General features: G+C 70.8%; 16 protein-coding genes. 5 read left to right on the forward strand and 11 right to left on the reverse strand.

All coding sequences use genetic code 11. The features are described 5' to 3' along the window. Positions 1–39: 39 nt before the first annotated feature. A complete protein-coding gene (locus tag P3L51_RS09985) occupies positions 40–252 on the reverse strand; it encodes an MbtH family protein (protein ID WP_354604752.1) in 213 nt (70 codons plus the stop codon). Positions 253–467: 215 nt separating this feature from the next. Here P3L51_RS09985 and P3L51_RS09990 point away from each other — a divergent pair, with 215 nt between their 5' ends. Continuing rightward, entirely contained in the window at positions 468–1,565 is a 1,098-nt protein-coding gene (locus P3L51_RS09990) for an alpha/beta hydrolase-fold protein (protein WP_354604753.1), read from the forward strand. 45 nt (positions 1,566–1,610) lie between these two features. Here the strand turns inward: P3L51_RS09990 and P3L51_RS09995 are convergent, their stop codons facing one another. The 8 genes from P3L51_RS09995 to P3L51_RS10030 all read right to left on the reverse strand — a co-directional run bounded on the left by P3L51_RS09995 (position 1,611) and on the right by P3L51_RS10030 (position 22,004). Beyond that, entirely contained in the window at positions 1,611–3,311 is a 1,701-nt protein-coding gene (locus P3L51_RS09995) for an ABC transporter transmembrane domain-containing protein (protein WP_354604754.1), read from the reverse strand. Next, positions 3,298–14,310: a non-ribosomal peptide synthetase gene (locus P3L51_RS10000; protein WP_354604755.1), complete on the reverse strand. Its 11,013-nt coding sequence runs from the start codon at positions 14,308–14,310 to the stop codon at positions 3,298–3,300. Before P3L51_RS10000 ends, P3L51_RS09995 begins: the two co-directional genes overlap by 14 nt. Positions 14,311–14,381: 71 nt before the next feature. Continuing rightward, complete coding sequence (locus P3L51_RS10005) at positions 14,382–16,172, reverse strand: ABC transporter ATP-binding protein (RefSeq protein ID WP_354604756.1); 1,791 nt, start codon at positions 16,170–16,172, stop codon at positions 14,382–14,384. A 58-nt stretch (positions 16,173–16,230) separates the two neighbouring features. Beyond that, complete coding sequence (locus P3L51_RS10010; protein WP_354604757.1) at positions 16,231–17,283, reverse strand: iron-siderophore ABC transporter substrate-binding protein; 1,053 nt, start codon at positions 17,281–17,283, stop codon at positions 16,231–16,233. A 166-nt stretch (positions 17,284–17,449) separates the two neighbouring features. Continuing rightward, entirely contained in the window at positions 17,450–18,304 is an 855-nt protein-coding gene (locus P3L51_RS10015; protein WP_435594417.1) for an ABC transporter ATP-binding protein, read from the reverse strand. A 58-nt stretch (positions 18,305–18,362) separates the two neighbouring features. Beyond that, positions 18,363–19,457 (reverse strand): FecCD family ABC transporter permease, encoded by a 1,095-nt coding sequence (locus P3L51_RS10020; RefSeq protein WP_354604776.1) that lies wholly within the window; start codon positions 19,455–19,457, stop codon positions 18,363–18,365. A gap of 65 nt (positions 19,458–19,522) precedes the next feature. Further along, on the reverse strand, positions 19,523–20,581 hold the full coding sequence (locus P3L51_RS10025; RefSeq protein WP_354604758.1) for a FecCD family ABC transporter permease: 1,059 nt from the start codon (positions 20,579–20,581) through the stop codon (positions 19,523–19,525). Positions 20,582–20,669: 88 nt separating this feature from the next. Continuing rightward, entirely contained in the window at positions 20,670–22,004 is a 1,335-nt protein-coding gene (locus tag P3L51_RS10030) for a lysine N(6)-hydroxylase/L-ornithine N(5)-oxygenase family protein (RefSeq protein ID WP_354604759.1), read from the reverse strand. A 241-nt stretch (positions 22,005–22,245) separates the two neighbouring features. Here P3L51_RS10030 and P3L51_RS10035 point away from each other — a divergent pair, with 241 nt between their 5' ends. Continuing rightward, positions 22,246–23,193 (forward strand): methionyl-tRNA formyltransferase, encoded by a 948-nt coding sequence (locus P3L51_RS10035; protein WP_354604760.1) that lies wholly within the window; start codon positions 22,246–22,248, stop codon positions 23,191–23,193. 67 nt (positions 23,194–23,260) lie between these two features. Here the strand turns inward: P3L51_RS10035 and P3L51_RS10040 are convergent, their stop codons facing one another. Together P3L51_RS10040 and arsM are read right to left on the reverse strand one after the other, a co-directional pair. Then, positions 23,261–23,800 carry an EF-hand domain-containing protein gene (locus P3L51_RS10040; protein WP_354604761.1) on the reverse strand — a complete coding sequence of 180 codons (540 nt, stop codon included), beginning with the start codon at positions 23,798–23,800 and terminating at the stop codon, positions 23,261–23,263. A gap of 172 nt (positions 23,801–23,972) precedes the next feature. Next, entirely contained in the window at positions 23,973–24,734 is a 762-nt protein-coding gene (arsM, locus tag P3L51_RS10045) for an arsenite methyltransferase (RefSeq protein WP_354604762.1), read from the reverse strand. A gap of 108 nt (positions 24,735–24,842) precedes the next feature. Here arsM and P3L51_RS10050 point away from each other — a divergent pair, with 108 nt between their 5' ends. Genes P3L51_RS10050 through P3L51_RS10060 form a run of 3 tightly spaced genes read left to right on the forward strand, consistent with a single transcriptional unit; the run spans position 24,843 to position 26,744 of the window. Next, complete coding sequence (locus tag P3L51_RS10050; RefSeq protein WP_354604763.1) at positions 24,843–25,238, forward strand: ArsR/SmtB family transcription factor; 396 nt, start codon at positions 24,843–24,845, stop codon at positions 25,236–25,238. Further along, on the forward strand, positions 25,235–26,344 hold the full coding sequence (gene arsB / locus P3L51_RS10055) for an ACR3 family arsenite efflux transporter (protein WP_354604764.1): 1,110 nt from the start codon (positions 25,235–25,237) through the stop codon (positions 26,342–26,344). Before P3L51_RS10050 ends, arsB begins: the two co-directional genes overlap by 4 nt. Beyond that, entirely contained in the window at positions 26,337–26,744 is a 408-nt protein-coding gene (locus tag P3L51_RS10060) for an arsenate reductase ArsC (RefSeq protein ID WP_354604765.1), read from the forward strand. The genes arsB and P3L51_RS10060 overlap by 8 nt, the downstream gene beginning before the upstream one ends. Positions 26,745–26,772: the final 28 nt, after the last annotated feature.

The raw sequence follows: 26,772 nt of genomic DNA on the forward strand, positions 1-26,772 counted from the left end.
TCAGCTGTCGGGGCGGGTTCACCGCGGGACCGCTGGAGGTCACACGTCCGTGGACGCCGCGAGGGATCGGGGGCGCAGATCGGTCCAGCGGGTCTCGACGAAGTCCAGGCACGCCTGTCGGGTGTTCTCGTCGAAGACGATCGTCCACCCCCCGGGCACCTCGGCGAAAGACGGCCAGAGCGAGTGCTGCCCCTCGTCGTTCACCAGGACCAGGAAACGGCCTTCGGGGTCGTCGAAGGGGTTGGTACTCATGGGCGGGTGCCTCCTCGGGGCCGACGCGGCGGGTGACGGCCGCGTCGGGTGGGTGCGTCAAGTCGTCGGCGTGGGGCGGTCGGTGAGCCGCGAGGCGCGCTCGCGCGGCCGTACGGTAGGTGGATCGGGGATGGAAGGAGAGACTACGTTAGGTTAGGCTCCCCTAATCAATGGCGAGCCTAGCCTTTCCCCTTCCCTCTCACAAGGAGACGTCGATGCGCCTCGCGGCCGACAGGGAGCACTCCTTCGCCGAGTTCGGACTGCCCGGCGAGCCCGGCACCGACGCGTTCTGGGTGACGGCGCGCACGCCCGCTTCGGTCCCCGCGGACGACGGTGGCTGGCTGACGTTGTTCCTGTGGCGCGGGTCCCCGGCGAGTGTCGACTTCGAGAGCTGGTCGCCGCCGGTTCCCCTGCGCCGATGGGGCGACACGGACTGCTGGTACGCCGAGGTGCGCATGCCCGCGCGGCTGCGGGTGACGTACCAACTCCGCGCGGGCGACACCGCGTACGCCGATCCGTTCAATCCGGTCGGCGCCGGCGGTGACCGGTCCGTGGCCGCGACCCCGGACGCCCCGGACCAGCCGCACTGGCCCGCCCTCGGCCCCGAGGACGTCCTGCCCCTCCCCCGCGCCCGGCTCCGCTGGAACAGCGCACGGCTCGGCGGGCGGCGTACCGTACGCGTCCACCCGGTGGGCGGCGGCGGACCGGTGGTCCTGCTGCTCGACGGGGACGACTGGCTGTATCTGCACCCGGCCACGACCGCGTTCGACTCGGCCGTCACCGGCGGCGACATGCCACCGGTCACACTCGTCTTCCTGCCGGCCAAGGACCGGGAGGCCGAGTTCGGGTGCCGCCCCGAGCTGTGGGAGGCCGTACGGGACGAACTGCGGCCCCTGGTGACGGAGAGCGGCGTACGCGCCGACTGGGACCGGCTGGTGGTCGCCGGGCAGAGCCTCGGCGGGCTGAGCGCGCTGTACGCGGCCCTGGAATTCCCGGAGTTCGTGTCCCGCGTCGCCTGCCAGTCCGCGTCCTTCTGGTGGACTCCCGACGCCATGGGCCTGCCTGACCCCTTGGGCGGCCCGGTCGGCGGCGACGTCGCCGCGCGCCTGCGGGAGCGCCCCGAACTGTCGGGTCTGCGCGCCGCGTTCGACGTCGGCGAACACGAGACGCGGATGCTGCCGCACTGCGAGCTGACCGAGACGCTGGCCGAACAGGCGGGCGCCACCGTGCGGGTCTCGCGGTCGCCGTCGGGCCACGACCGGGCGGGCTGGCGGCACGCCCTGCTCAGGGACGTCGCGTGGGCGCTCCGCTGAGCGGTTCCGGGCCGTACGGGAGGATTCCCGGAACCGCTCAGCGGCTCATCGCGTCACGGCCAGGCAGTAGTCCTCGTCCGTGGCGAGCAGGTTGCGGTGGGTGTCCTCGGCGACGACGACCCCGTCGTCCAGTACGAGGACCCGGTCGGCGGCGTCCAGGAGCGCCGGGCTGCTGGTGATCACGACGGTAGTACGGCCCCGGCGCAGCTTCGCGACGTTGCGCGCGATGAGCTGCTCGGTGACCGCGTCGACGGCCGTCGTCGGGTCGCGCAGGACCAGGACGTCGCTGTCGGTGGCGAGCGCGCGGGCCAGGGACAGCCGTTGGCGCTGCCCTCCGGAGAGGTTCGCGCCCCGGTCCCGGACGGCGTAGTCCAGTCCGTCGCGGTGGAGGGCCACGACGTCGGTCAGCATGGACGCCTCGACGGCCTCGGGGACCATCCGGCTGGTGCCCGACGGGTCGATGTTCGTACGGAGGGTGCCCGCGAAGATCTCCCCGTCGTACGGGTTCACCAGCATGTGCTCGCGGACCGCCTCGATCGACAGGTCCGAGATCGCCCGACCGCTGACGCGTACCACTCCCTCGTACGCGTGGGGCGGGACGTTGACGGCCAGGACCGACGCGAGGTCGGCCGCCGCGCGCGGCTGGTAGACGGTGATCGCCACGAACTCACCGGCGGGCACCTCGAACTTCAGCCGGTTCAGGGAGCCGTACCGGACGCAGTCGACCTCCAGGTCGCCGCCCGCGGCCGGGCGCTCCGGCCCGGGGGTCGTCACCGGCGGCGCGGTCAGCACCAGCGCCATCCGGTCGGCCGACGCGCGCGCCATCATCACGTACTTGGGCATCTCCGAGAACAGCTTGAGCGGTTCGATGATGAACTGCGCGAGGCCGACGGCCATGACGAGTTCCCCGATGGTGATGTGGCCGCCGAACGCCAGCCAGCCGGCCGCCAGGGTCACCGCGGCGGCGAGGACCGCGTTGAGAGCCAGTGCGGTGCCCGCGTACGCGCCGTTCACCCTGGCGACCGTGATCGCCTGGCGCCTCGCGTCCGAGCTGACCTTCCGGTACGACAGGAAGGCCGCGTGGTTGCCACCGAAGCCGTGCAGCGGGCGCAGGCCGGTGATGAGGTCGGCGACCTTCGCGCCGGCCCGTGCCACCCGCGCCTGCTGTTCGCGCGTACTGGCGCCGATCCGCTTGGACATCACGGCCAGGATCGACAGGATCGCGACCGTGCCCGCGATCACCAGCAGGCCGAGCCGGATGTCGGCCAGGCCCAGCGCGACCGCCGTGACCAGCACCGCGACGAGCGAGCTGATCAGCAGCGGCACCACCTCGATGATGTCGGCGGTCTGGTCGGCGTCCTCGGTGGCGATGGTCAGCACCTCGCCGGACTTCAGGTCGACGTCCCTGGCCACCGGCTGGAGTCCGCAGGCGGCCACCCGCACCCGCCAGCGGTGCGCCTCGGTCGTGTTGGCCTTCTGCAACGTACGCATCCCGAACCGCCACGACAGCGAGACGGTCGTGATGATCACGGCCAGCGCGGCGATCGACAGGCCGAGGGCGCCGAGGCTCCGGTCCCGCATCGTGTGCTCGACGATGAGGCCGAGCGCGATGGGGAAGGCCGTCTCGCCCGCCTGGTACAGGCCCATGAGGCCGGTGCCCTTGGCCATGGCGCCGACGTTGCGGCGCAGTGCGGTCCGGAGGATGTCCGACCCCGGGGAGGGTCGCTGCGGGTCAGGAGTTTTCATCAAGATGGCGGGCAATCGCTTCCGGGGTTCGCAGGGTGAACAGGTCACGGATGGTGACCACTGGACCGTACTCACGGCGGAGCATGCCGATCAGCCGCACCGCCAGCATGGAGTGCCCGCCGAGGGACACGAAGTCACTCACCGCGCTCACCTCGTCGTCGTCCAGGTCCAGGGCCTCGGCGAAGAACTCGCACACCGCTGTCTCGGTCCCGGTCTCCGGGCCACGCTCGCGCGCCGTGGTCAGCGCGCCCAGCGGCTTGGCCTCCGGCAACGCCTTGGTGTCAGCCTTCCCGTTCACCGTCAGCGGGATGCCGTCGACCTCGGCGTAGTGCGTGGGGCGCAGGAAGTCCGGCAGGGCGGCGCCCACTTGGGCGGCGACCGTCGCCAAGTCGGCGCCGTCCAGGACGAGATAGGCGGCCAGCCGGTACGCGCCGTCGACCTGCGGGTCGGGCTGGGCCACCGCGGCGACGAACCGGACCGCCGGGTGCGCCGCGAACGCGGCCTCCACCTCGCCCAGTTCGACCCGGTGGCCCCGGATCTTGACCTGCTGGTCGGTACGGCCCAGATACGTCAGGTTCCCGTCGGACCGCCGGACCACCAGGTCCCCGGTGCGGTACATGCGTTCGCCGGGTGCGCCGAACGGGCAGGCGACGAAGCGGTGCGCGGTCTGGGCGGGCTGCCCGAGGTAGCCGCGCGCGATGCCGATCCCCGACACGTACAGCTCACCGGGAACGCCGTCGGGCAGGGGCCGCAGCCACGGATCCAGCACGTACACGTCGGTGTTGTCGATCGCCACGCCCACCACCGGGTCCTGGCACTCGAAGGTGCCGACGCCGAGGGTGTTGATCGTGTACTCGGTCGGTCCGTACAGGTTGTAGCCGACCGTCCCCTCGGTCTCGGCGAGGCGCCGCCACAGCGTCGGGGTGACGGCCTCGCCGCCTAGCAGCACCAGCGCCGGCCGCCGTTCCGGATTGTCGAGGAGTCCCTCGGCCACCAGCTGCTGGGCGTAGGTCGGGGTCACGTTGATGACGTCGATCCCGTGCTCCAGGCAGTACTCGACCAACCGGGGCGCGTCGCGGCGTAGTTCCTCGTCGCAGATGTGCACCTCGTGGCCGTCGGCGAGCCACAGCAGCTCCTCCCACGACATGTCGAACGCGAACGACACGGTGTGCGCGATCCGGAAGACCCGGTGGTCGTGCTCCGCGAGGACCGGCTCGAAGATGCGGCGCTGATGGTTGATCAGCATGTTGGTGAGCCCGGCGTATTCGGTCACCACGCCCTTGGGCCTGCCGGTCGATCCGGAGGTGTAGATCGTGTAGGCGGGGTGCCGCAGGCGGTCGGGGTCGTCCGCCGCGAACGTCCGGTACGGCTCGGCCTCGGGCAACGGGCGGTCCAGCTCGATCAGTTCACCGGTCAGCCGTGGCGACACGGCGCTCACGGTGAGGGTCACCGCCGGGCGGGCGTCCGCGACGATCGCGGCGATCCGCTCGTCCGGGTGGTCCAGCTCCAGCGGTACGTACGCGGCGCCGGTACGCAGTACGGCGAACAGTGCCACGATCGAGTCGACGGAGCGCGGGATCGCGAGCCCCACGGTCGTCTCGGGGCCGATGCCCCGCCGGGCGAGCACACCCGCCACCGCGCGGCTGCGGTCGCGGAGTTGGGCGAACGTCATGGCCGAGCCGTGGGCGACGAGCGCGACCCGCTCCGGATCGCGGTCCGCCGCCTCGTCGAACCGGTCGACGACGGTGTCCGTGCCGACGTGCGTACGCCCGGCGGGCTCGGGCGCCGGTCCCACCCCGTGCAGCGCGCCGACCGGACCCGTCGACCGGGCCAGGTCTTCCAGTACGCGCAGATAGCCGTCGAGGAGACGCCGGGCGTTCGCCGGGTCGTCGTCGCGGTGCTCCAGCTTGACCGTGAGCCGCTCGCCGGGCGTGACGACCCAGGTGAACGGGTAGTGCGTGGAGTCGTCCGCGCGCACGGAGTCGATGCCGTGCCTGGCGTTCATCTCGGCGAACGCGTCCATGTCCAGGAAGTTCTGGAGCACGAACAGGTTGTCGAACAGGGTGGTGTGCCCGCTGGCGCGCTGGATCTCGCCGAGCCCCACGTGCTCGTGCTCCATCGCCTCGACCCTGGCCGTCTGTACGGCCGACAGGTACGCGCCGACCGTGTCGTCGGGTCGTGCCCGGGTCCACATGGGCACCGTGTTGAGCAGCACACCGACGATGTCGCCCAGCCCCTCGCCCTCGCGGCCCGAGACGGTCACGCCGAACACGGCGTCGCCGCGGCCGGTGTGCGCGCCGAGGAGGAGGCCGAACGCGCCGGTCAGCACCGAGTTCAGTGTGACGCCGTGCGCCTTCGCCGCTTCCCGCAGCAGGTCCGACAGTTCGGCGGACATCGTCCGCACGAGCGCGTGCGGCAGGTCGTCCGGGAGGGACGGTTCCGGTCCGGCGAGCAGTGTCGGGCCGGTGAGACCGGCCAGGTGGTCCGCCCAGAAGCGTTCCGACACGGCGGCGTCCTTGGCGGCGAGTGTCCGGGCGTACTCCTCGAAGCTCGGAGTGGCCGGGGTCGCGGTCCGCGGCTCGCCCGCGAGGACGGCCTCGTACGCGTCGAACAGGTCGCGCAGCAGGATCTCGCGGGACCAGCCGTCCCACAGCAGCAGGTGGTAGCTGAGCAGCAGGCCGTCCCGGCCGTCCGGCTGCCGCACCACGGTCAGCCGGATCAGCGGCGGCTCCCCCGGGTCGAATCCGGTGTCCCGGTCCCGGGTGCGTATCTCCTCGACCTCCGCGTCCGTCGCCGGCGAGACGGTACGGACATCGACCCGCCGGCCGGCTTTGAGGATCTGGACCGGGTTGCCGTCGTCGTCGGTGGTGAAGCCGGCGCCCACGACCGGGTGGCGTGCGATCACGTACGCCATCGCCTCGGCCAGCGCGTCGGCGTCCAGCCGCCGGTCGAAGGTGAACCAGCTCTGCGCGACGTAGTGTCCGGCCGAACCCGCCATCTGGGCCTGGAAGAACAGGCCCCGCTGGAGGGGGGTGACCGGCGCCGTGCGCTCGGCCGTCGCGGAGGCGTCCGCGACGTGCTCCAGCGCGCGCCGCCAGTGCTCGGTGATCTCGTCGGGGATCCCGTCGGCGAGGGTGAAGGCCGCGTGCAGGGATCCGGTGGCGTCGTCGGTCCACGCGTTGACCTCGACGGCGTACGGGCTGCCCTGATCGCCGGCGGTGAGACGCAACGCCCGGGACTCGCCGCCCCGGCCGAGGTAGTTGAACAGCACCTGCGGGCGGGCGGTCAGCAGCGGGGCCGTCTGCGGGTTGAGGTACCTGAGCCGGCCGTAGGCGACATGCCCGCACTCGTCCGGCTGACGTTCGTCGATCTCGCGCGCCGCCGCGACCGGGTCGGTGTGGGCGGTGAGCCGTACGGGTGCGATGGAGGTGAACCAGCCGACCGTACGGGTGTAGTCGTGGTGGTCGAGGGCGGGGACCCGGCCGTGTCGCTCCAGTTCGATCGCGAGGTCGGTGGGCGAGGGCTGACTGTGTGTCAGCGCGGCGCGCAGCGCGCCGCACAGCAGCTCCGTGAGCCCCACGCCGAGCGCGGCGGGCGCGGTTCGCGTCAGCCGCTGGCTCACGTCGGGCGGGAGGACGACGGTGGTCTCACGCAGTTCCCGGACGGCGGGCAGCAGCGCCGGCGCCCGGAGCGTGGTGACCCAGTGCCCGAGGTCGTCGATGACCTGGGTGGACCGGGACGCCAGCGCTTCGGCGTACTCGGCGTAGGAGGTGGTCGGCGGTGGCAGGGCCGCGCCGCTCATGGCGGTGGCCAGGTCGTCCAGGAGGACCAGCCAGGAGACGGAGTCGACGGCGGTGTGGTGCACGGTGACGACCAGGGTCCGGCTCGCCTCCAGCCAGGAGAACGCGATGACGTCTCCGGACTCGGGGTCGAGCCGTCCGGCGGCCTCGTTCGCCACGGCCGTCGCGTCGGTCCCCGCCGCGCGGTCGACGGTGACCTGGCGGGTGGGTTCGGTGCGCAGCGCCCACACGCCGTGCTCGACGCGCAGCCGCAGGCGGAGAACCGGGTGCGCGGCCACGACGGCGTTCGCGGCGCGCTCGGCGTCGGCGAGGCCGGTGCCCTCGGCCGCCACCAGTGTTCTGGCCTGGGCGAACCGGGCGAGCGATCCGCCCAGTTCGCGCTGGCGCAGGATGATCGGCGTCGGTGTCAGTGGGCCGTCCTCGCGGCGGGACACGGCGGGCGCCCGGTCCCGCGGGGTGCGCGTCCCCAGGTTCTCGGCGAGCGCGCGCGGTGTCCGGAACAGGAATACGTCGCGGGGCGCGATCGGCAGCCCGAGCGCCCTGGCCCGGTTGATCACGGTGATGGCGACGATGCTGTCGCCCCCGGCCATGAAGAAGTCGGTGTCGGCGTCCACGTCGGTGCCGGGCAGCGTCTCGGCGAAGACGCCGACCAGTGCGGCGAGCGCGGAATCACTCGCGGCCACCGGGATGTCGTCCTGTGCGGCGAGCGCGGTGAGGGCCTTGCGGTCCAGCTTGCCGTTGACCGTCAGCGGCAGGCTGTCGGCGTGCAGTACCCGGCCCGGCACCATGTGCGCGGGCAGCTTCGTGGACAGCCGTGGGGCAAGGTCGCCGGGCACGCGGCCCACGACATGCGCGACCAGGTGGTCGCCGCTGTCCGCGACGGTGACGGCCACATCGACCACACCGTCCAATTCCCTGATCGCGGACTCCACTTCACCGAGTTCGATACGGAAGCCCTTGAGCTGTACCTGGTCGTCGGCGCGGCCGGCGAACTCCAGCTCGCCGTCGAGCGTGCGCCGGGCGAGGTCGCCCGTGTGGTACATCCGGGAGCCGTCGTCCGCGAACGGGTTCGCCACGAACCGGCCCGCGGTCAGCCCCGGCCGGCCCAGATAGCCGAGCGACACCTGTTCGCCCGCGACGTAGATGGCGCCCACCCGGCCCGGCGGGACCGGCCGGAGCCGGTCGTCGAGCAGGTAGGTGACCAGGCCGGGTATCGGTCCGCCGATCGGGCTGATGTCGTCGCCGGCGCCGAAGTCCTCGTCCGTCAGGACCCGGTGGGTGACATGGACGGTGGTCTCGGTGATGCCGTACATGTTGACCAGCTCGGGAGCGCCGGATCCGGGACCACCGGTGCCGTGCCGCTCGACCCAGCCGCGCAGTCGGCCGAGATCCAGCGCCTCGCCGCCGAAGATGATCCGCCGCACCGCCGTGACCGGCTCGTCGGCGTGCCGGTCCGCCTCGATGAACTGGTAGAAGGCCGACGGGGTCTGGTTGAGCACGGTCACACCGCGCTCGCGGACCAGCCGGTGGAAGTCGACCGGGGAGCGCGTCAGCCCGTACTCCGGCACCAGCAGCTCGCCGCCGTGCGCCAGGGCGCCCCACAGCTCCCAGACGGCGAAGTCGAAGGAGAAGGAGTGGAACTGGACCCATACGTCGTGCGCGCCGAAGTCCATGTCGGGGCGGGTGTTCGCGAGCAGCGCGACCACGCTGGAGTGCGGGACGACGACGCCCTTGGGGCGGCCGGTCGAGCCGGACGTGTAGATCACGTACGCGGGGTCGTGCCGGCCGGCCTCGGGCGGCTCGGTGGTGACGTCCAGGAGCGGTTCACCGCCCTGTCCGTCACCCTGTTCACCGTCCTGTCCGTCACCCTGTCCGTCGCCCTGTACGAGTACGCGGGCCGACACGCCCGCTCGGGCGAGCAGGCCGGTGAAGCGGTCCCGCTGGTCACGGTCCACGAGGACGACCTGCGGCGCGGCGTCGGCCAGGATGTACTCCAGTCGTTCGTCCGGATACGCCAGATCCAGCGGTACGTACGCGCCGCCGGCGGTGACGACCGCGACGAGGGCGACGACCTGCTCGATGGAGCGTGGGACGGCGACGGCGACCCGCTTGCCCGGCCGGACACCGGCGGCGCGCAGGGAGAAGGCCAACTCGTCCTTGGCGTCGGCCAGTTCGCGGTAGGTCAGGGACCGGGAGCCGCCGTCGAGAGCGCACTGGGTGACGGCGGTGGCGGCCGGGTCGCGGTCCGCCGCGGCGTCGAACAGTCCGCCGAGGGTGGTCGGGGTGATGGGCGCGGGACGCCGGCCGGCCTCCGGTGCGACTTCGTCGGCCAGGCCCTTGACCAGGGCGTCGGGCCGGGTGAGCAGGCCGGTGAGGGTCCGGGTGAACGTACGCAGGATCCTCTGGGCGCTCGCCTCGCGCAGCAGTTCACCGTCGTAGATCAGGTTGAAGCGCGGGCGGCCGTCGAGGGTGCGCTCCACCACCAGCGTCAACGGGTAGTGCGGGGCGCCCTCGTTCGCGATGTCGGTGATGACCAGCGTGTCGTCCGGTCCGCGCAGAGCGCCCAGATCGGTCGCGACGTCGAACACCACCAGGGTGTCGAACAGGGCGCCGACTCCGGCCTGGCGGCCGATGCGCGCCAGCGAGACATGCTGGTGCGGCAGGACGGCGCCCTGGTGGTCCCGTACGGCGGCGAGCAGGTCGCGCGCCGTGGTCGTGCCGTCCCAACGGCCGCGCACGGGGATGGTGTTGATGAACAGACCGACCATCTCCCCGATGCCGGGCACATCGGCGTCGCGTCCGGACACGGTGGAGCCGAAGACCACGTCGCTGCCGTGCAGGAGGCCGCCGAGCGTCACCGCCCAGGCGCTGTGCACGGCCACGCTCAAGGGGACACCGGCCGACCGGACGGCCGCGTCGATGTCGCCGACGCCGTCCCCGGTCGCACCGTCGGCACCGGGCTCGACGGCGATGTCGGCGAACCGGTCGGACGGGATGTGCCCCTCGGCGACCAGCGACGGGCCGGGCAGCTCGGCGAGTTCGTCGCGCCACACCCGGTCGCTCTCGTCGGCGTCGCGTTCGGCGAGCCGGCTCAGGTAGTCGGAGAAGCCGCCGAGCGCGTACACGGTGCCCGGCGCGTGGTACTCCGCCAGCAGGGCGCGGAGCATCGGTGGCACCGACCAGCCGTCGGCGATGATGTGGTGCACGGTCTGCACCAGGACGGTGCGGCCGGCGCCGGCGCGGATGAGCGTGTACCGCATCAGGGGCCCGGTGGCCAGGTCGAACCCGGCGCGGCGGTCCCGCTCGGCGTGGTCGCGTATCTCGTCGTCGGTGATGCCGGGGCGGTCCAGTGTGCTGAAGGGCGCCTCCACACCGCTCTCCAGGACGGAGACCACCCGGCCGTCGGCGAGCGCGGTGAACCGCGCGGCGAGGTTCGGGAACAGCGCGAGCAGACGGGTGGCCGCCGCCGCGAGCCGGTCGGCGTCCACCTCCCCGTCCAGGGTCAGCAGTTGCTGCTCGACGTAGCTGCCCGCCGAGTCGTCGTCGAAGACGGAGTGGAAGTACAGCCCCTCCTGCAACGGCGTCAGCGGCAGGATGTCCCGCAGCGCCGGGCCGTCCAGGCCGTCGACATCGGCCTGCGTGAGCGGCACCAGGCCGAAGTCGCTGGGTGAGTGGCCACCCCGGTCGAGCGCGGCCAGACCGGCGAGGGCCCCGCGGAAGTACTCGCCGAGCGTCGCGACGTCCTCGTCGGTGAACATCCCGTCGGGCCAGGAGATGGTGGTGACCAGTTCGTACTCGCCGGTCGTGGCGGCGGGTTCGGCGATCGCGTTGAACTCCAGGGCGCGCGGGAGGCGCATCCTCGGGTCGCGCTTCTCTCCCAACTGCCCCGTAGCACCGGCGAGTTGCCAGTCTCCGGACGCTCCCGCGTCGAAGCGGCCCAGATAGTTGAAGAGCACCTGCGGTGCGGGCGCGTCGAACTCGGCGTGGGCCAGGTACCGCAGGGCGCCGTACGAGACGCCGTTGTCCGGTACCCGGGCGAGGTCTTCCTTGACCGCTTTGAGCGCCGCGGCCAGGTACTCGGGCGCGGTGAGATCGGCCGCCGCGCCGGGGTCCACGGTCACCGGGAACAGGGTGGTGAACCAGCCGACGGTGCGCGACAGTTCCGGTTCGAAGCCGGCGCTGTTCGCCACGAACCGTCCCTCGCGGCCGTGGCCCTCGAGTTCGATGTGCGCGTACGTCTGGTCCTGCCCGAGATCGCGGCGCCACCGGGCGAGGGTGACGGCGAGCGCGGTCAGCAGTACGTCGTTGACGCCCGCGTGGAACTTCGCCGGAATCTCGCCCAGCAGCGCCGCCGTGACGTCGGGGCCCGCCGTGACGGTCCGCGTGCGCTCCCGTGCGACGGTGTCGGCCCCGGACAGGGCGCGCCTGCCCACCGGTGCGTCCACGCCGGGCAGTTGACGCCGGAAGTAGGTACTGTCCGCGTCGAACGCGGCACGCTCCAGGAGCTGCGTCCAGCGGCGGAACGATGTGCCGACGGGGGGCAGCTCGACCGGCGCGCCCGAGGTGAACTGCCGCCACGCGGTGGCCAGGTCGTCCATCAGGATCCGCCAGGACACCCCGTCGATCACCACATGGTGGACGGCCACGACCAGTTGGCGTGCCTCGCGGCGCCAGACCGCGCGCAGCATGACGCCGTTGTCCGGGTCGAGCCCGCCGGTGGCGAGCGCGACGCACTCGTCGAGCGGACGGTCGCTCTCCTGACCGCCCACGACGGTCCCCTCCGTGGCCGGGGACGCCTCCGGGATGTCGAAGCTCCAGCGGTCGCCGCGCACGAGCCTGGCCCGCAGCATGTCGTGCCGCCCGGTCACCGCGGTGAGGATCTGGTCGAGGGCGTCGGGGGTGAGGTCGGCCGGGGTGTTCAGTACGACCGACTGTACGAAGCCGTCGATCGCGTCGGTGGTCTCGCCGAGCCACTGCGTGACGGGTGAGCCGACGACGGAGCCGGTCGCCACGTCCCGGTGGTCGACGGTGGCGACGTCCTCACGGCTCGCCACCGCCGCCAGTGCGCCCACGACGCTGTTGGTGAAGATCTGCCGGGTCGTGACGTAGAGGCCCGCGTCACGCAACGCGCTCAGCAGCGAGATCGCCAGAATGCTGTCTCCGCCGAGCTGGAGGAAGTCCTGGTTGACCCCGACCTCGTCCAGCCGCAGCACGGCCGCGACCACCGCGCACACGACGCGCTCGTTCTCGGTGGTGGGCGGGAGGACCGGGCCCGTCCCGATCGCGGGCTCCGGGAGCGCGGCCCGGTCGAGCTTGCCGTTCGCGGTGAGCGGGAACTCCTTCATCACGACGGTGTGCGCGGGCACCATGTACTCGACCATGTGCTCGACGGCCCACGCCTTGACCTGTTCGGCCCGCAGGTTCTCGTGCCCGGCGGCCGGGATCACATACCCCACCAGGTAAGTGCCGCCCGCCGCGTTCTTCTTCGCGACGACGCAGGTGTGCCGTACGCCGGGGTGCTCGGCGAGACCGGCCTCGACGTCCTCGATCTCCAGGCGCATGCCGCGGATCTTGATCTGGTTGTCGGCGCGGCCGAGGAAGTCCAGCGACCCGTCCGGGGCGAACCGGGCGAGGTCGCCGGTCCGGTACAGCCGGGAGCCGTCCGTGGCGAACGGATTGGCGACGAAACGGGAGGCGGTCAGGCCGGGCGCGTTGACGTATCCGCGACCCAGGAGGAATCCGCCGACGTACAGCTCGCCGCCTACCCCGACCGGGACCGGGCGCAGTTCGTCGTCCAGCACGTAGAGCTGGGTGTTGGGGTTGGCCTTGCCGATCGACGTCGACAGGCGCTCCGCCTCGCCCCGGTAGATGACGTGCGAGACGCCGATCGTCGTCTCGGCCGGGCCGTAGCCGTGGTAGAGCGGGATGTCGAGCTTGGTGCGGTAGCGCTCGTACAGCTCAGGCGTCAGTACCTCGCCGCCGCACCACACGTGGCGCAGGCTGTCGAGGCGCCCGGAGTCGCCCGCCATCTCCAGCAGTACGTCCAGCATGGACGAGACCAGATAGGTGAAGGTGACGCGCTGTTCGGCGATCACGCTCAGCAGATGGTGCGGATCGCGTTCGCCGCCGGGCCGCAGGACCACCAGTCTGCCGCCGGACACCAGCGGCAGGAAGATCTCGTTGATGGAGATGTCGAAGGAGAGCGGCGCCTTGAACAGCGACGCGTCGTCGTGGCCGAAGCCCAGGATCTCGTTGACCTGCCACAGCAGGCGTTCGCTGATCGCCTCGTGACGGATCATCGCGCCCTTGGGCCGCCCGGTGGAGCCGGACGTGAAGATCACGTACGCCAGGGCCGTGCCGGGGGCGGATATCCCGGTCCCGTCGACGGGGTGGGAATCGAACCGCCAGTCACCGAGGTCGACGGCCTCGGCTTCCGGTTCGCCCGGACCGGGCTCACCCGAGGTGTTGAGTTGCAGGACGACCCGGGCGTCCTCGACGACGACGGCGCGGCGCGCGGCGGGCCACTGCGGATCGAGGGGTACGAAAGCACCGCCCGCCTGGAGTACGGCGAGCAGCCCGATCACCATTTCGGCGGAGCGGCCGAGCGAGATGCCGACGACCTGTTCACGGCCGACTCCGCGTTCGATCAGCCGGTGGGCCAACTGACTTGATCGCTCAGCTAGTTGACGGTACGTCAGCGATCGGTGCTCGTCGATGACGGCGATGGCGTCGGGCCTGTTCCGTGCCTGCTCGCGGAACATCTCCACGACGGTCGGACGGACCCGGTCGGCCGTGGTGTCGTTCCACCTGCCCAGGGCTTCGAGCCTCGCCGCCGCGTCGGACGGGCCGATGGTGCCGACGGGCCGGTCGGGGAAGTCGGCCAGGTCGTCCAGCGCGAGCTGCGCGTCGGCCGGCTCGACGCCCTCGGGGACGGTGATGCGCCAGGCGTCCGGGCCGTCCGCCTCGACCTCCCAACCGCCGGGTCCGGCACCGCCGTTGCCGACCCATCCGAGGACGTCGGCGAAGAGGGTGCCGGGGGCGAGGTCCATGCCCTCGGGGCTCCGGCCGGTCGCCCAGTACGACAGCCCGACGGCGCAGGCTTCCGCGATGGTCCGGCCGGAGTGGTCACCGGCCCGCCGGCGTACGTCGGCCGCACGTGTGGGAGAAAGCAGTACGAGACGAGCGCTCGGTTCCATCATCGAAGACTCAGCATCCCTTCCAGGCATGAAAGTTAGCCTAACCTAACTTAGGCTCACCTAATCAAGGGAGCCTAACTACCTTCTCGCCACGCCTGCCACAGTCGCGCGTACCGGCCGCCCAGGGCCACCAGTTCGTCATGGGTGCCCCGCTCGACCACACGCCCCGCGTCCAGTACGGCGATCCGGTCCGCCGCCATCGCCTGGGTCAGCCGGTGCGCCACGAACAGCGTGGTCCGGCCCGCGCACGCGGCCAGCACGGCCCGCTCCAGCTCGGCGGCGCCCTCGCTGCCCGCCTCCGCGGTCGACTCGTCGAGCACCACCACCGGCGACCGTCCCAACACCAGCCGGGCCAGGGCGATCTGGGCGACCTTGGTCACATCCAGGCGTTCGCCGCCCTCGCCGACCAGGGTGTTCAGCCCGTCGGGCAGCGCGTCGACCCATTCGTGGGCGCCAACTGTGCTCAGGGCTTCGGTCAGTTGGACATCGGTCGCATCGGGCGCGGCGAGCCGCAGGTCGTCGGCGAGCGGACCGGAGAACACATGCGTCTCCTGCGTCAGGATGCTCACCAGGGCCCGCGCCCCGGCCTCGTCCAGACCGGCGAGGTCGTGCGATCCGATACGTACCGAACCGGCCTGCGGGGTGCCGATGCCGGCGATCAGCGCGGCCAGCGTCGACTTGCCCGCGCCCGTCGCCCCCACCAGGGCCAGCGAACCGCCCGCGGGGATCGTCAGGTCGACGTCTCTGAGGACCGGTTCATCGGTGTCGGGATAGCTGAACGTCAGCCCCTCCACCGTCACGGGGTACGGCGCGACCTCGGCGGCCGCGACGGAACGGTCGCCCACCAGGCGGTCCTCCGCGTCCTCCCCCAGCACCCCGACCAGGCGGGTCAGGCTCGCACCCGACTTCTGCGCCTCGTCGAAGGTGAACATGATGGCGCCCAGCGGGGTGAACAGCCGGTGGAACATCAGCGGAGCCGCCGACACCTCGCCCAGGCTGGCGGCGTCGGCCTCCAGCAGGGCGTACCCCACGACAAGGATCAGGACGAGGCCGATGAACTCGGCGCGGTTCTCCCTGCCGACGAACCGGCCGAAGAACCGGAACACCTCGATGCCGAGATTCCGCACCCGCCACGACTCGCGGGTGACCGTCTCGCGGACGGACTCCTCCAGGCGGTACGCCCGTACGGTGTCGATCCCGTTCAGTCCGCTGATCAACGCCTGCGCCCGGTCGGCCTGGGCCACCCGCTGCTTCCGGTAGAGCGGGGCGGACCGCGGGAGGTACCAGCGCAGCGCCAGCACGTACGCGGGCAGGGCGCAGGCACCCGCCAGGCCGAGCCGCCAGTCCAGTCCGAACATGCCGACCGTGGCGATGAAGACCAGCACGCCCGCCGAGAACACGGTGGGGACGGCCGTACGGATGCCCTTGGACAGCACGGCGACGTCGTCGCCGACGCGGGACAACACGTCGCCCCGGCCCACCTGTTCGATCCGTGCGCTCGGCATCCCCAGCACCGCCCGGACGGCGCGTTCCCGCAGCCGTGCGAGCAGATCCGCGCCCAGCCGTCCGATCAGATACGTCGACACGGCGGTGGCCGCCGCGCCGAGCAGCGCGGCGGCCCCCATCAACACTCCGACGGTGACCAGGACCGAGCGCGATTCGCCCTCGACCACGCCGTCGACCACCTGCCCCAGCAGCAGCACCGGCAGCACTTGGAGCGCCGCCCCGGCCACCGTGGTGAGCACGGTGGCGAGCGTCAGCCACGGCGCTTCGCGGCAGTGCGCCACGACCCACCGGGTGGCATCGCCTCCGGTCGCCGTACGCAGGCTCGCTGCCGGGGCGACGCGGGTGCCGGTGGCGCTCACCCGGAGACCGGGTCGAGTCGGGGACGGGAGCGGGAGCGGTTGATCACCATCGTCATCTCTACTTGGCCGACTTGACGAGCTCGTCGATCGCGTACGGCAGGGACGGCAGGGTGCCCTGGGACATGGCCGCGCCGACCGCGGGGCCCTCGCTGTCCAGCAGGTAGGACACCTTCCCGTTCTTGACCGCCGGCAGGTTGGCGAACAGCTCGAACTTCTTCAACGCCTCGGTGTCCGCCTTGTCGTTGACGACGAAGATGCGGTCGACGTCGATCAGGTCGACGCGCTCGGGCGACAGTTCGGTGGAGAAGCCGCCCTCCGCGATCTCGTCGATCTTGGTCTGGTACTTGAACCCGGCGCCGGTCACCAACTGCCCGCGCACGTCGGTCGAGGTGAACGGGGCGATCGAGTCCTTGTACCAGGAGATGACGACCGCGGTCTGGTCGGCGAACCCGGGGTTGGCCTTCTTCGCCGCGTCGAGCTTGTCCTGGATGCCCCGCACCTGCTCGGCGCCCTCGTCCTCCTTGCCGAGCGCCTTGGCGATCTGGGCCGCGTTGTCCTGCCAGGGAGCGCTGAAGGGCTCCTTCTCGGCCTTGGTGCGGCCCACGGTCGGGGCGATCTTGGAGAGCTTGTCGTAGGCGGCCTGGTCGACCTCGGAGTAGACCGCGATGATCAGGTCCGGTCGCAGCGAGGCGATCTTCTCGTAGTTGGGGCCCGAGTCACCGTTCTTCATGATGACCTCGGGGCGGCTGTCGCCCCACTTGTCCTTCACCCAGGGCCACTGGGTGTTGATGTCGGGGGTCTTGCCCGCCGGGTTCGGGTACTGGTCGACCATGCCGACCGGCTTGATGCCGAACGCCAGGACGGCCTGGTCGTCCGTGTAGCCGACCGTGACGACCCGCTTGGGGGCCTCGGTGACCTTCGTGGATCCGAACGCGTGCTCCACGGTGACCGGGAACGCCCCGGAGGCGCCGGCGGGGGCGTCGTCGCTCGACTTGTCCGTCGAGTCGTCGGAACCGCATCCCGCGAGGAGGCCGACGCCGAGCGCCGCGGCGGACAGTGTCGCCGCCAGTCGCCGCCATGGCCGCACGAGCGTCGTTCTATGGAGAAGCATCCGGAATCCCTTGCGTTCGCACTGTCCGCTGCACCTTGTCTTAGGGCAGCCAAACCTTATCCTGCGTTGGTGAGGTTAGCCTAGCCTAACTTGTGAATTGCCTTTACCGGTCCTTGGGTTGGACCAGGGCGACCGGCGCGTGCGGCCGGCACGGGCATCGGGCGAGTCAGATGTGCGTACGGCCGAGGGGCACGATGATCGGGCTGTCGCCCACCGGGGCGTCGATCACCTGGGCGCGCAGCCCGAACGCCTCGTGCAGCAACTCGGCGGTGATCACGTCACGCGGATGCCCCTGCGCCAGGATCGACCCCTCGCGCATCACGATGAGGTTGTCGCTGTAACGCGTCGCCAGATTGAGGTCGTGCAACACCATGACCACGGTGCACCCCGCCTCGTGCAGGTCGTCCACCAGGTCGAGCACGTCGATGGCGTGCGCCAGGTCCAGATACGTGGTCGGCTCGTCCAGCAGCAGCAGGTCGGTGCCCTGGGCCAGCGTCATCGAGATCCAGACGCGCTGGCGCTGTCCGCCGGACAGCGAGTCGACCGGACGGTCGGCGAGATCGGCCACCCCGGTCATGGCGAGGGCGCGCTCCACGACGTCGGCGTCGTCCGACGACCACTGCCGCAGCCAACTCTGGTGCGGATGGCGCCCCCTGGCGACCAGGTCGGACACCGTCAGACCCTCCGGCGCGACCGGCGCCTGCGGCAGCAGACCGAGCTTCTTCGCGACGTCCCTGGTCCTGAGCCTGCCGATGTCCTCACCATCGAGCAGGACCGTTCCCCCGGCGGGCTTGAGCAGCCGCGTCAGGGTGCGCAACAGGGTCGACTTCCCACAGCCGTTGGGGCCGATGATCGTGGTGATCACCCCTGGCGGGATGGACACGTCGAGATCGTCGATGACGGTCCGGCCGCCGTACCCGACCGTGACGCCTCTGGCCGCCAACCGTGGAACGCCCTTGACGCCGGACCCGCTCCCGGACGCGGGCGTGGACCTGGATTCGGTGTCGGTGTCGGACTCGATCTCGGTGATGGACTGAGCGGCCACAAGCCCCCCTTATTAGGTTTGCCTAACCTTTTTATCATCTATCTGTCTGTCGGAGGTTCGCCCGCACGAGCAGATAGACGAGGAAGGGACCGCCGATCGCGGCGGTGACCACACCGACCGGGAGACCGATCGGCAGCGCCGCGCGCGCGACCAGGTCCGCGCCGATCAGCAGCAGCGCGCCCACCAGCCCCGAGGCCACCATCGGCGGTGTGGGGCACCGCGCCAGACGCATCGCCACCTGCGGCGCCACCAACGCGACGAACGGGACCGGGCCCGCCGCGCTCACCGACACGGCAGCCAGCAGAACCGCGCACAGCAACAGGATCGCCCGCACCCGGGAGAACCGGACGCCCAGGCCCGCGGCGACCTCGTCACCGAGATGCATCGGCTTGAACTGGAAAGCGGCGCCCGCCACGACGACCAGGAGCACGAGCGTGCACCAGAGCGCCACCCGGACCTCGTCCCACGACCGGTTGTCCAGCGAGCCGATCAACCACACCTGGGCCCGCGCGACGTCCCTGATGTCGGCCGTGACGAGCAGCCAGGTCGTGATCGCCTCCATCACGGCGCTCACCGAGATTCCGATGAGGATGAGCCGGAAGCCGTCGATGCCGCGCCGCCACGCCAGGAAGTACACCAGCAGCCCCGTACCGAGGCCGCCCGCGAGCGCCGCCGCCGACAGACCCACGGAGCTGACGACAGCCGCGGCGGTCCCGCCCGACACCGTGATCAGGAAGACCGCGACCACGCCGGCTCCCTGGGTGATGCCCAGGATGTCCGGACTGGCCAGCGGATTGCGCGCGATGGACTGCGTGATCGCCCCTGCCACGCCCAGCGCGATCCCGACGACGAGACCGGCCAGGGCTCGCGGCATCCGCAGATCCATGATGACGAACTCGTCGACCTGCTCGCCCCGGCCGAACAGTGTGGCGACCACCTGGGGCAGACCGATGGGAAAGTCCCCGACGCCGATGGACACGCAGAACACCAGGAAGGTCGCCGCCGCCAGGAGCAGCGTGACCAGCACGACCCAGGGCCGCCAGACGAACGACAGGTGGCCGAGCCGTACGCCCGGCGCCACCGGTCGCTTCACCCGCTTCTCGCGCTCGTCGTGCTTCTCGCGCCTCATGTCCGTCTCGTGCTTCATATGCGTCTCGTCCGTCGCGTCTGTCTTGCCTGCCCCGTCCGTCCTGTTCACGCGCTCTTGAACTTCCCTCGCCACACGAGGCCCGCGAAGAAGGGGGCGCCGAGGAGGGCGACGACGACACCCGAGTCCAACTCCCCCGGCCGCACCACCAGTCGCCCCACGATGTCGCAGACCAGCAGGACGACGGCGCCGAGCAGCCCCGCGTACGGCACCAGCCAGCGGTAGTCCGGGCCGGTCAGATACCTCGCCACGTGGGCCACCATGAGTCCGAGAAACGCGATGGGGCCGCAGGCCGCCGTCGCCGCGCCCGCGAGCAGGGTGATGGAGACGATGCCGACGGTCCGGCTCAGCGCGATGTTCACGCCCAGCCCGCGCGCGATGTCGTCACCCAGGTTGAGCAGGTTCAGAGCGGGCAGCGTGATCAGCGCCAGCACCAGGCCGACCGCGATGAACGCGGTCACCGGCCAGATGACATCGAATCCGACACCGGCCACGGAGCCGGCGTTCCAGAACCGCAGCGCGTTCAGCGACTTCTGGTCGGACAGCGCGATGGACGTGGTCATCGCCGCGAGGAACACCGTGACCCCTTGCCCGGCGAGCGCGAGCGTCAGCGGATTGCCGGCGCCTCGGCCGATGCTCGCGAGGCCGAACACGACGACTCCGGCGATGCCCGCTCCCACGAAGGCGAACCAGACGTACTGGAACGGGTTGGTGAGCCCGAACAGGGCGACCACCGTCACCACCGCGAACGAGGCGCCGGCGTTCACCCCCAACAGGCCCGTGTCCGCAATCGGGTTGCGCGTGTAGCCCTGGATCAGCGCCCCGCCGACCCCGAGCGCGATGCCCGCCACGATCGCGAGCACCGTCCGGGGCACCCGCACGGTCCGCACGATGAGCCTGATCTCGGTGAGCCGCTGGTCGGAGTCCGGCGCCGCGAACAGCCCGTGCCACACGTCGGCGGGGCTCAGGGCGCGTGCCCCGACGGCCAGCGACACCGCCCCCGCGATCACGAGGATCACCACGAGCGCGCCGACGCCCGTCGCCCGCCACCGACGGGTGTCCGCCGTGCCCCTGGACAGGGGGCGTTCCACTGCAGTCGTGCTCATGTCGACGTACGTTATCCCTTTGATCTACGAGGGAGGCATGGCCGGTTGGGCGTCTCACGCCCCGGGGACGGACCCCCGGGGCCCGCCTTCACACCGACGTCTGCCGGGCCTCGCCGGAGGCGGCCTTGGCACCCCGGTCGAGCATCGAGTCCAGGATCTCGCCGACCCGGATCGCGGTGTTGGACAGCAGCGACGACGTGATGCCGTGCGTGTGCTCCGTACCGCCCTGGAGGTAGATGCCGCAGCGCAGATCGTCGTCCGTCGCGATGCGGTAGTCGCGCTCGACGCGGACGCGGCCCTCGTCGTCGCGGAGGCAGCGCTCGGCGACATCGCCGAGGAGGCCGACGGGGTCGGCCTGGCTGTAGCCGGTGGCGAACACCACGACATCCGCGTCCAGGAAGGTCTCCTCGCCCGTGACGAGCGACTTCACCGTGGCACGGGCCTTGTCCGGCGTCTCCTTGACGTCGACGAGCCGGGACACGTTGATGAAGCGCAGCCGCTCGGTGCCGAGGACCTTCTCCTGGTAGCTCTGCCGGTACAGGTCGTCGATCAAGTCGATGTCCACCACGGAGTAGTTGGTGTTCCCGTGGTAGTCCATCAGCCGGGTCTTGACGTCGTCGGGCGCGGCGAAGTACTGGTCGACCGCCTCCGGGTCGAAGATCCGGTTGGCGAAGCCGCTGTCGTCGGCGGGGCTGTAGCCGTAGCGGGAGAAGACCGCGCAGACCTCGGCCTCCGGGAAGCGGCGGTGCAGGTAGGCGACGTTCTCGGCGGCGCTCTGGCCGGCGCCGACGACGACGAACCGGGAGGGCGAGGTACCCTCCAACGCGTCGACCTTCTTGAGCAGTTCGGAGTTGTGCCAGACGCGGTCGCCGCGCTCCACGCCCTGCGGCATCTGGGGACGGAGCCCGGTGCCGATGACGAGGTTGCGGGCCCGGTGGACCACGAGCCCCTCCGCCGACCGTACCGTCACGTCCATGTACTCCACGGTTCCGTCACGGACGACCGGCGTCACGCCGACGACCTCGTGGCCGTACGAGACCATGTCGTCGACCTTGGCCGCGGCCCACTCGAAGTAGTCGTGGAACTCCACGCGCAGCGGGAAGAGGTTCTTGTGGTTGATGAAGTCGATCAACCGGCCCTTGCTCTGCAGGTAGCAGAGGAAGCTGAACTCACTGGTCGGGTTCCGGAGCGTCACCAGGTCCTTGAGGAAGGACACCTGCATGGTCGCGTCGTCGATCAGCATGCCCCGGTGCCAACCGAATTGTGGCTGCTGCTCGAAGAAGTGGGCGGTGACGGACTCCTGCCTGCCGACGCGTGCGTTGTGCTCGCTGACCGCGATCGACATGGCCACATTGGACGGGCCGAAGCCGATGCCTATGAGGTCGTAGACCGGTGCTGCGTCGCCAGGAAGAACCTGTGACATGTCACTCCCATTCATTACGGGGAAGCCGCCTGTCAGGTGCGGGGGGAAGGTACGAAGGGCGGGCACGCCGACGAAGCAGCCCGCCTGAACTTAGGTGAGCCTAAGCTAATCCCCTGCGGCTGTCGATAGGACCCCCGCCGCTCGGCACCCGCTGACTGGGGTACCACATAGGCGAGTTGCAAACTAAGGTAAGCCTTGCTTAACTCTCCGTCGGTCCATCCCTGCTCTGAGGAGGAACCCCATGCGGGTCGTCATGTTCGGTTACCAGACCTGGGGCCATCGCACCCTGCAAGCCCTTCTGGACTCCGAGCACGACGTGGTGCTGGTCGTGACACACCCCAAGAGCGAGCACGCGTACGAGAAGATCTGGAGCGACTCGGTCGCCGATCTCGCCGAGGAGCACGGCGTCCCGGTGCTGATCCGCAACCGCCCCGACGACGAGGAGCTGTTCGAGCGCCTCAAGGAGTCCGATCCGGACATCATCGTGGCCAACAACTGGCGGACCTGGATCCCCCCGCGGATCTTCGGCCTCCCGCGCCACGGCACCCTGAACGTCCACGACTCGCTGCTGCCGAAGTACGCCGGTTTCTCCCCGCTGATCTGGGCGCTGATCAACGGCGAGCCCGAAGTGGGCGTCACCGCGCACCTGATGGACGACGAACTCGACGCCGGCGACATCGTCCGGCAGGAGGCGGTTCCGGTCGGACCGACGGACACCGCCACCGACCTCTTCCACAAGACCGTCGACCTGATCGCCCCGGTCACCATCGGCGCCCTCGGCCTGATCGCCGCCGGGCAGACGGAGTTCACCAAGCAGGACCGCTCGCGGGCGAGCTTCTTCCACAAGCGGTCCGCCGAGGACATCCGCGTCGACTGGGCCTGGCCGGCGGCGGACATCGAACGCCTGGTCCGCGCCCAGTCGGAGCCGTACCCCAGCGCCTTCACCTTCCACAAGGGCAAGCGGCTCGAGGTGCTGGCCGCGGTGGTGTCCGAGGGCCGGTACGGCGGTACGCCCGGCCGTATCTTCTACCGCGAGGGCGAGGGCGTGGTGATCGTCGCGGGCGCCGACGCGCGCACCGGCCGCAACCGCGGCCTGGCCATCACACGCGTACGAACCGAGGACGGCCGGGAGCTGCCCGCGACGGAGTACTTCACCACCATGGGCGGTTATCTGACCGGCCGCGCCTGACACGCGGACGTGCCGCGGTCCCCCGGGCGGGGGGCCGCGGCGCGGTTTGCCCGCTCAGGGCCGGTTTCTAGCCGGGGAACCGGCCGCAGAGCAAGTTGCCCGGTTCCACCGGGTCGTCGCTGATCCAGAACTGACGCCACAGCACCGCGAACTCCTCGCGGCTGAGGTGGCCGTCGCCGTTCAGGTCGAGCAGCTCGAAGACACCCGCCAAGTCCACCGACCGGCCGTTCCAGGTCTCGACGAGCCTGCGGTGTTCTTCCGGGGATATGACGCCGTCGCCGTTGGAGTCCACGGCGTCGAAGACGGTCTCGGCGGTCGCCGAGACATCCGCGATCATGGCGGGCAACTTGTCGACGAGCGCGAGCACTTCACCCAGGTCGACCGCGCCGTCCCCATTGGCGTCCCCGGTCTCCAGCAGCGCCGCCCACCAGCCCATCAGCAGCGTCTCCACCCGCGTACGCAACTCCGTCCCGGGGCCCACTCCCGGCAACCGGCTCCAGCGGGCGACGAGTTCCCTGAAGTCCTCCTCGCGCAGATAGCCGTCGCCATCCACGTCGAAAGCGGCGAACATCCCCTTGAGCTTGCGCTCCTGAAACGCGCTGGCCATGAGCGGCCTCCCTCGACTTGACGGACAGCCTGTAACTATAGATTCGGACACGCCCACACAACTACGGGCACATTTGCACGAAGAGTCACCCGCCCGAGGGCATGACGGAGCGGGGTCGCCGAGATCGGACACGTCACTCCGTACGCCGATGCCTCAGGGCCGAGCAGGCAGGTCAGCGACAGCGGGACGCGGGCTTGGTCGCGCGGACGATCGCCGAGTGCATGCCGTCGGCGACGGCGTGGGTGGGGGTGATCTCGACGTCGGCGAACCCGGCGGCAGCAAGTCCCGCACGGTATTCGGCGAAGGAGAGAGCGCCTGCGACACAGCCGACGTAATCGCCGCGCTCGGCGCGGTGTTCGGCGGTGAGGTGGTCGTCGGCGACCACGTCGGAGACGCCGATCCGGCCGCCGGGCGCGAGTACGCGGAACATCTCGGCGAAGACGGCCGGCTTGTCGGTGGACAGGTTGATGACGCAGTTGGAGATGACGATGTCGATCGTGCTCGCGGGCAGCGGGATCGCTTCGATGGCGCCCTTGAGGAACTCGACGTTGGTGGCCCCGGCCTTGCGCTGGTTCGACAGGGCGAGGGCGAGCATCTCCTCGGTCATGTCGAGCCCGTACGCCTTGCCGGTCGGGCCGACGCGGCGGGCGGAGAGGAGGACGTCGATGCCTCCGCCGGAGCCGAGGTCCAGGACCCGCTCGCCTTCGTGGAGGTCGGCGACGGCGGTGGGGTTGCCGCAGCCGAGGGAAGCGGCGAGAGCTTCGGCCGGCAGCTCGTCGCGCTCGTCGGCCGTGTAGAGGGCGCAACCGAAAATTTCGTCGATCTCGATGGCCCGGGGTCCGCAACAGGCGGTGCCGCCCTCGGCGACCTGGACGGCGGCTGCCGCGTAACGTCGGCGGACCGTCTCGCGCAGTTCGGTGGACTGCTCGCTCATGACCTTCACTCCTTGCTGGAAGGGGCCGGGGCAGCCCCGGGAACGGCCTGTATTGACGTTCTTTGATGCAAGCTTGCGCTCTGATTCGAAGGCTGTCAATATTGAAGAATGTCGAAACAAGAGCTCGTGGTGCTCGGCCAGGACGCCACCGACGCATGCTGCCCCGGGCTGCTGACCGCCCCGCTCGCCGAGGACCAGGCCGTCGAGTTGGCGAAGATGTTCAAGGCCCTGGGTGACCCGGTCCGGCTGAGGCTGCTGTCGATGATCGCCTCGCGGGACGGTGGCGAGATCTGTGTCTGCGACCTCACCCCGGCCTTCGACCTGTCCCAGCCGACGATCTCCCACCACCTCAAGCTCCTGCGGCAGGCCGGACTCATCGACTGCGAACGCCGCGGGACCTGGGTGTACTACTGGCTGCTGCCCGAGACGACGGACAGACTCGCCGGACTCCTCACCCGGCCCGCCGCCCGGCGGACACCCGAGACCGCCGGGACCTCGGCATGAGCCCGGCCGCGACCGGGCCGGTGTCCGCGCGACTCTCCTTCCTCGACCGGTTCCTCGCCGGGTGGATCCTCATCGCCATGGCCGGGGGCCTGGGACTCGGGCGCCTGGTCCCCGGACTCGGTGACGCGCTGGCGAAGGTGACAATCACCGGGGTCTCGCTGCCGATCGCCCTCGGCCTCCTCGTGATGATGTATCCCGTCCTCGCCAAGGTCCGTTACGACCGGATCGACACGGTCACTCGCGACCGGCGCCTGCTGATTCCGTCCCTGGTCCTCAACTGGATCCTCGGACCGGCTCTCATGTTCGCCCTCGCCTGGATCTTCCTGCCCGACCTGCCGGAGTACCGGACCGGCCTGATCATCGTCGGTCTCGCCCGGTGCATCGCCATGGTCATCATCTGGAACGACCTCGCCGGCGGCGACCGCGAGGCCGCCGCCGTCCTGGTCGCCGTCAACTCCGTTTTCCAGGTGGCCGCGTTCAGTCTGCTCGGCTGGTTCTATCTCTCCGTACTGCCCGGCTGGCTGGGCCTGGAGCAGACCGCCCTCGACGTGTCCGTGTGGGAGATCTCCCGCTCCGTCCTGATCTTCCTCGGGATTCCGCTGCTGGCCGGGTTCCTGACCCGCCGGATCGGCGAAAGGGCCAAGGGCCGGGCCTGGTACGAGGCCGAACTGATCCCCCGTATCGGCCCGTTCGCCCTGTACGGGCTGCTGTTCACCATCGTCGTCCTGTTCGCCCTCCAGGGCGACGCCATCACCTCGAAGCCTCTGGACGTCGCGAGGATCGCGCTGCCGCTCCTGGTGTACTTCGCCGTGATGTGGGCCGGGTCGATGGCCCTCGGAAAGGCTGTCGGACTCGGCTATCCGAAGGCGACGACGCTGGCGTTCACCGCCGCGGGCAACAACTTCGAGCTGGCCATCGCGGTCGCGATCGCCACGTTCGGCGCGACCTCGGGTCAGGCGCTGGCCGGAGTCGTGGGCCCGCTCATCGAGGTGCCGGTGCTGATCGGGCTGGTTCATGTCGCCCTGGCCGCCCGCCGGTTCTTCCCCCGACCGGCCTCGGCGCCCGCCGAGCCCGTCATTGCCGAGGAAGGCCCCGTCCATGTCTGAGACCAAGCCGTCCGTCCTGTTCGTATGCGTCCACAACGCGGGCCGGTCCCAGATGGCCGCCGCCTTCCTCAGCCACCTCGCCGGCGACCGGGTCGAGGTCCGCTCCGCCGGATCCGCCCCCGCCGAGACGGTGAACCCGGCCGTCGTCGCGGCGATGGCCGAGGAGGGTATCGACCTCACCGCCGAGACCCCGAAGATCCTCACCGTGGACGCGGTGCGGGCGTCCGACGTGGTGATCACCATGGGCTGCGGCGACACCTGCCCGGTCTTCCCCGGCAAGCGGTATCTGGACTGGCAGCTCGAAGACCCCGCGGGGCGGGGCGTCGATGCCGTCCGGCCGATCCGCGACGAGATCGAACGGCGGATCCGCGGCCTGCTGGACGAACTGCGGGTGACGTAGCCGTACATGTCGCCGTACCAGCGGACAG

It is taken from the genome of Streptomyces panacea (assembly GCF_040560175.1).
Classification (GTDB): Bacteria; Actinomycetota; Actinomycetes; order Streptomycetales; family Streptomycetaceae; genus Streptomyces; species Streptomyces panacea.

Coding starts and splice junctions, on each gene's coding strand:
- P3L51_RS09985 (WP_354604752.1), bottom strand. CDS start 252: ATGAGTACCAACCCCTTCGACGACCCCGAAGGCCGTTTCCTGGTCCTG.
- P3L51_RS09995 (WP_354604754.1), bottom strand. CDS start 3,311: ATGAAAACTCCTGACCCGCAGCGACCCTCCCCGGGGTCGGACATCCTC.
- P3L51_RS10025 (WP_354604758.1), bottom strand. CDS start 20,581: ATGAGCACGACTGCAGTGGAACGCCCCCTGTCCAGGGGCACGGCGGAC.
- P3L51_RS10030 (WP_354604759.1), bottom strand. CDS start 22,004: ATGTCACAGGTTCTTCCTGGCGACGCAGCACCGGTCTACGACCTCATA.
- arsM (WP_354604762.1), bottom strand. CDS start 24,734: ATGAGCGAGCAGTCCACCGAACTGCGCGAGACGGTCCGCCGACGTTAC.
- P3L51_RS10010 (WP_354604757.1), bottom strand. CDS start 17,283: ATGCTTCTCCATAGAACGACGCTCGTGCGGCCATGGCGGCGACTGGCG.
- arsB (WP_354604764.1), top strand. CDS start 25,235: ATGAGCCCGGCCGCGACCGGGCCGGTGTCCGCGCGACTCTCCTTCCTC.
- P3L51_RS10035 (WP_354604760.1), top strand. CDS start 22,246: ATGCGGGTCGTCATGTTCGGTTACCAGACCTGGGGCCATCGCACCCTG.
- P3L51_RS10050 (WP_354604763.1), top strand. CDS start 24,843: ATGTCGAAACAAGAGCTCGTGGTGCTCGGCCAGGACGCCACCGACGCA.
- P3L51_RS09990 (WP_354604753.1), top strand. CDS start 468: ATGCGCCTCGCGGCCGACAGGGAGCACTCCTTCGCCGAGTTCGGACTG.
- P3L51_RS10060 (WP_354604765.1), top strand. CDS start 26,337: ATGTCTGAGACCAAGCCGTCCGTCCTGTTCGTATGCGTCCACAACGCG.
- P3L51_RS10000 (WP_354604755.1), bottom strand. CDS start 14,310: ATGATGGAACCGAGCGCTCGTCTCGTACTGCTTTCTCCCACACGTGCG.
- P3L51_RS10040 (WP_354604761.1), bottom strand. CDS start 23,800: ATGGCCAGCGCGTTTCAGGAGCGCAAGCTCAAGGGGATGTTCGCCGCT.
- P3L51_RS10020 (WP_354604776.1), bottom strand. CDS start 19,457: ATGAGGCGCGAGAAGCACGACGAGCGCGAGAAGCGGGTGAAGCGACCG.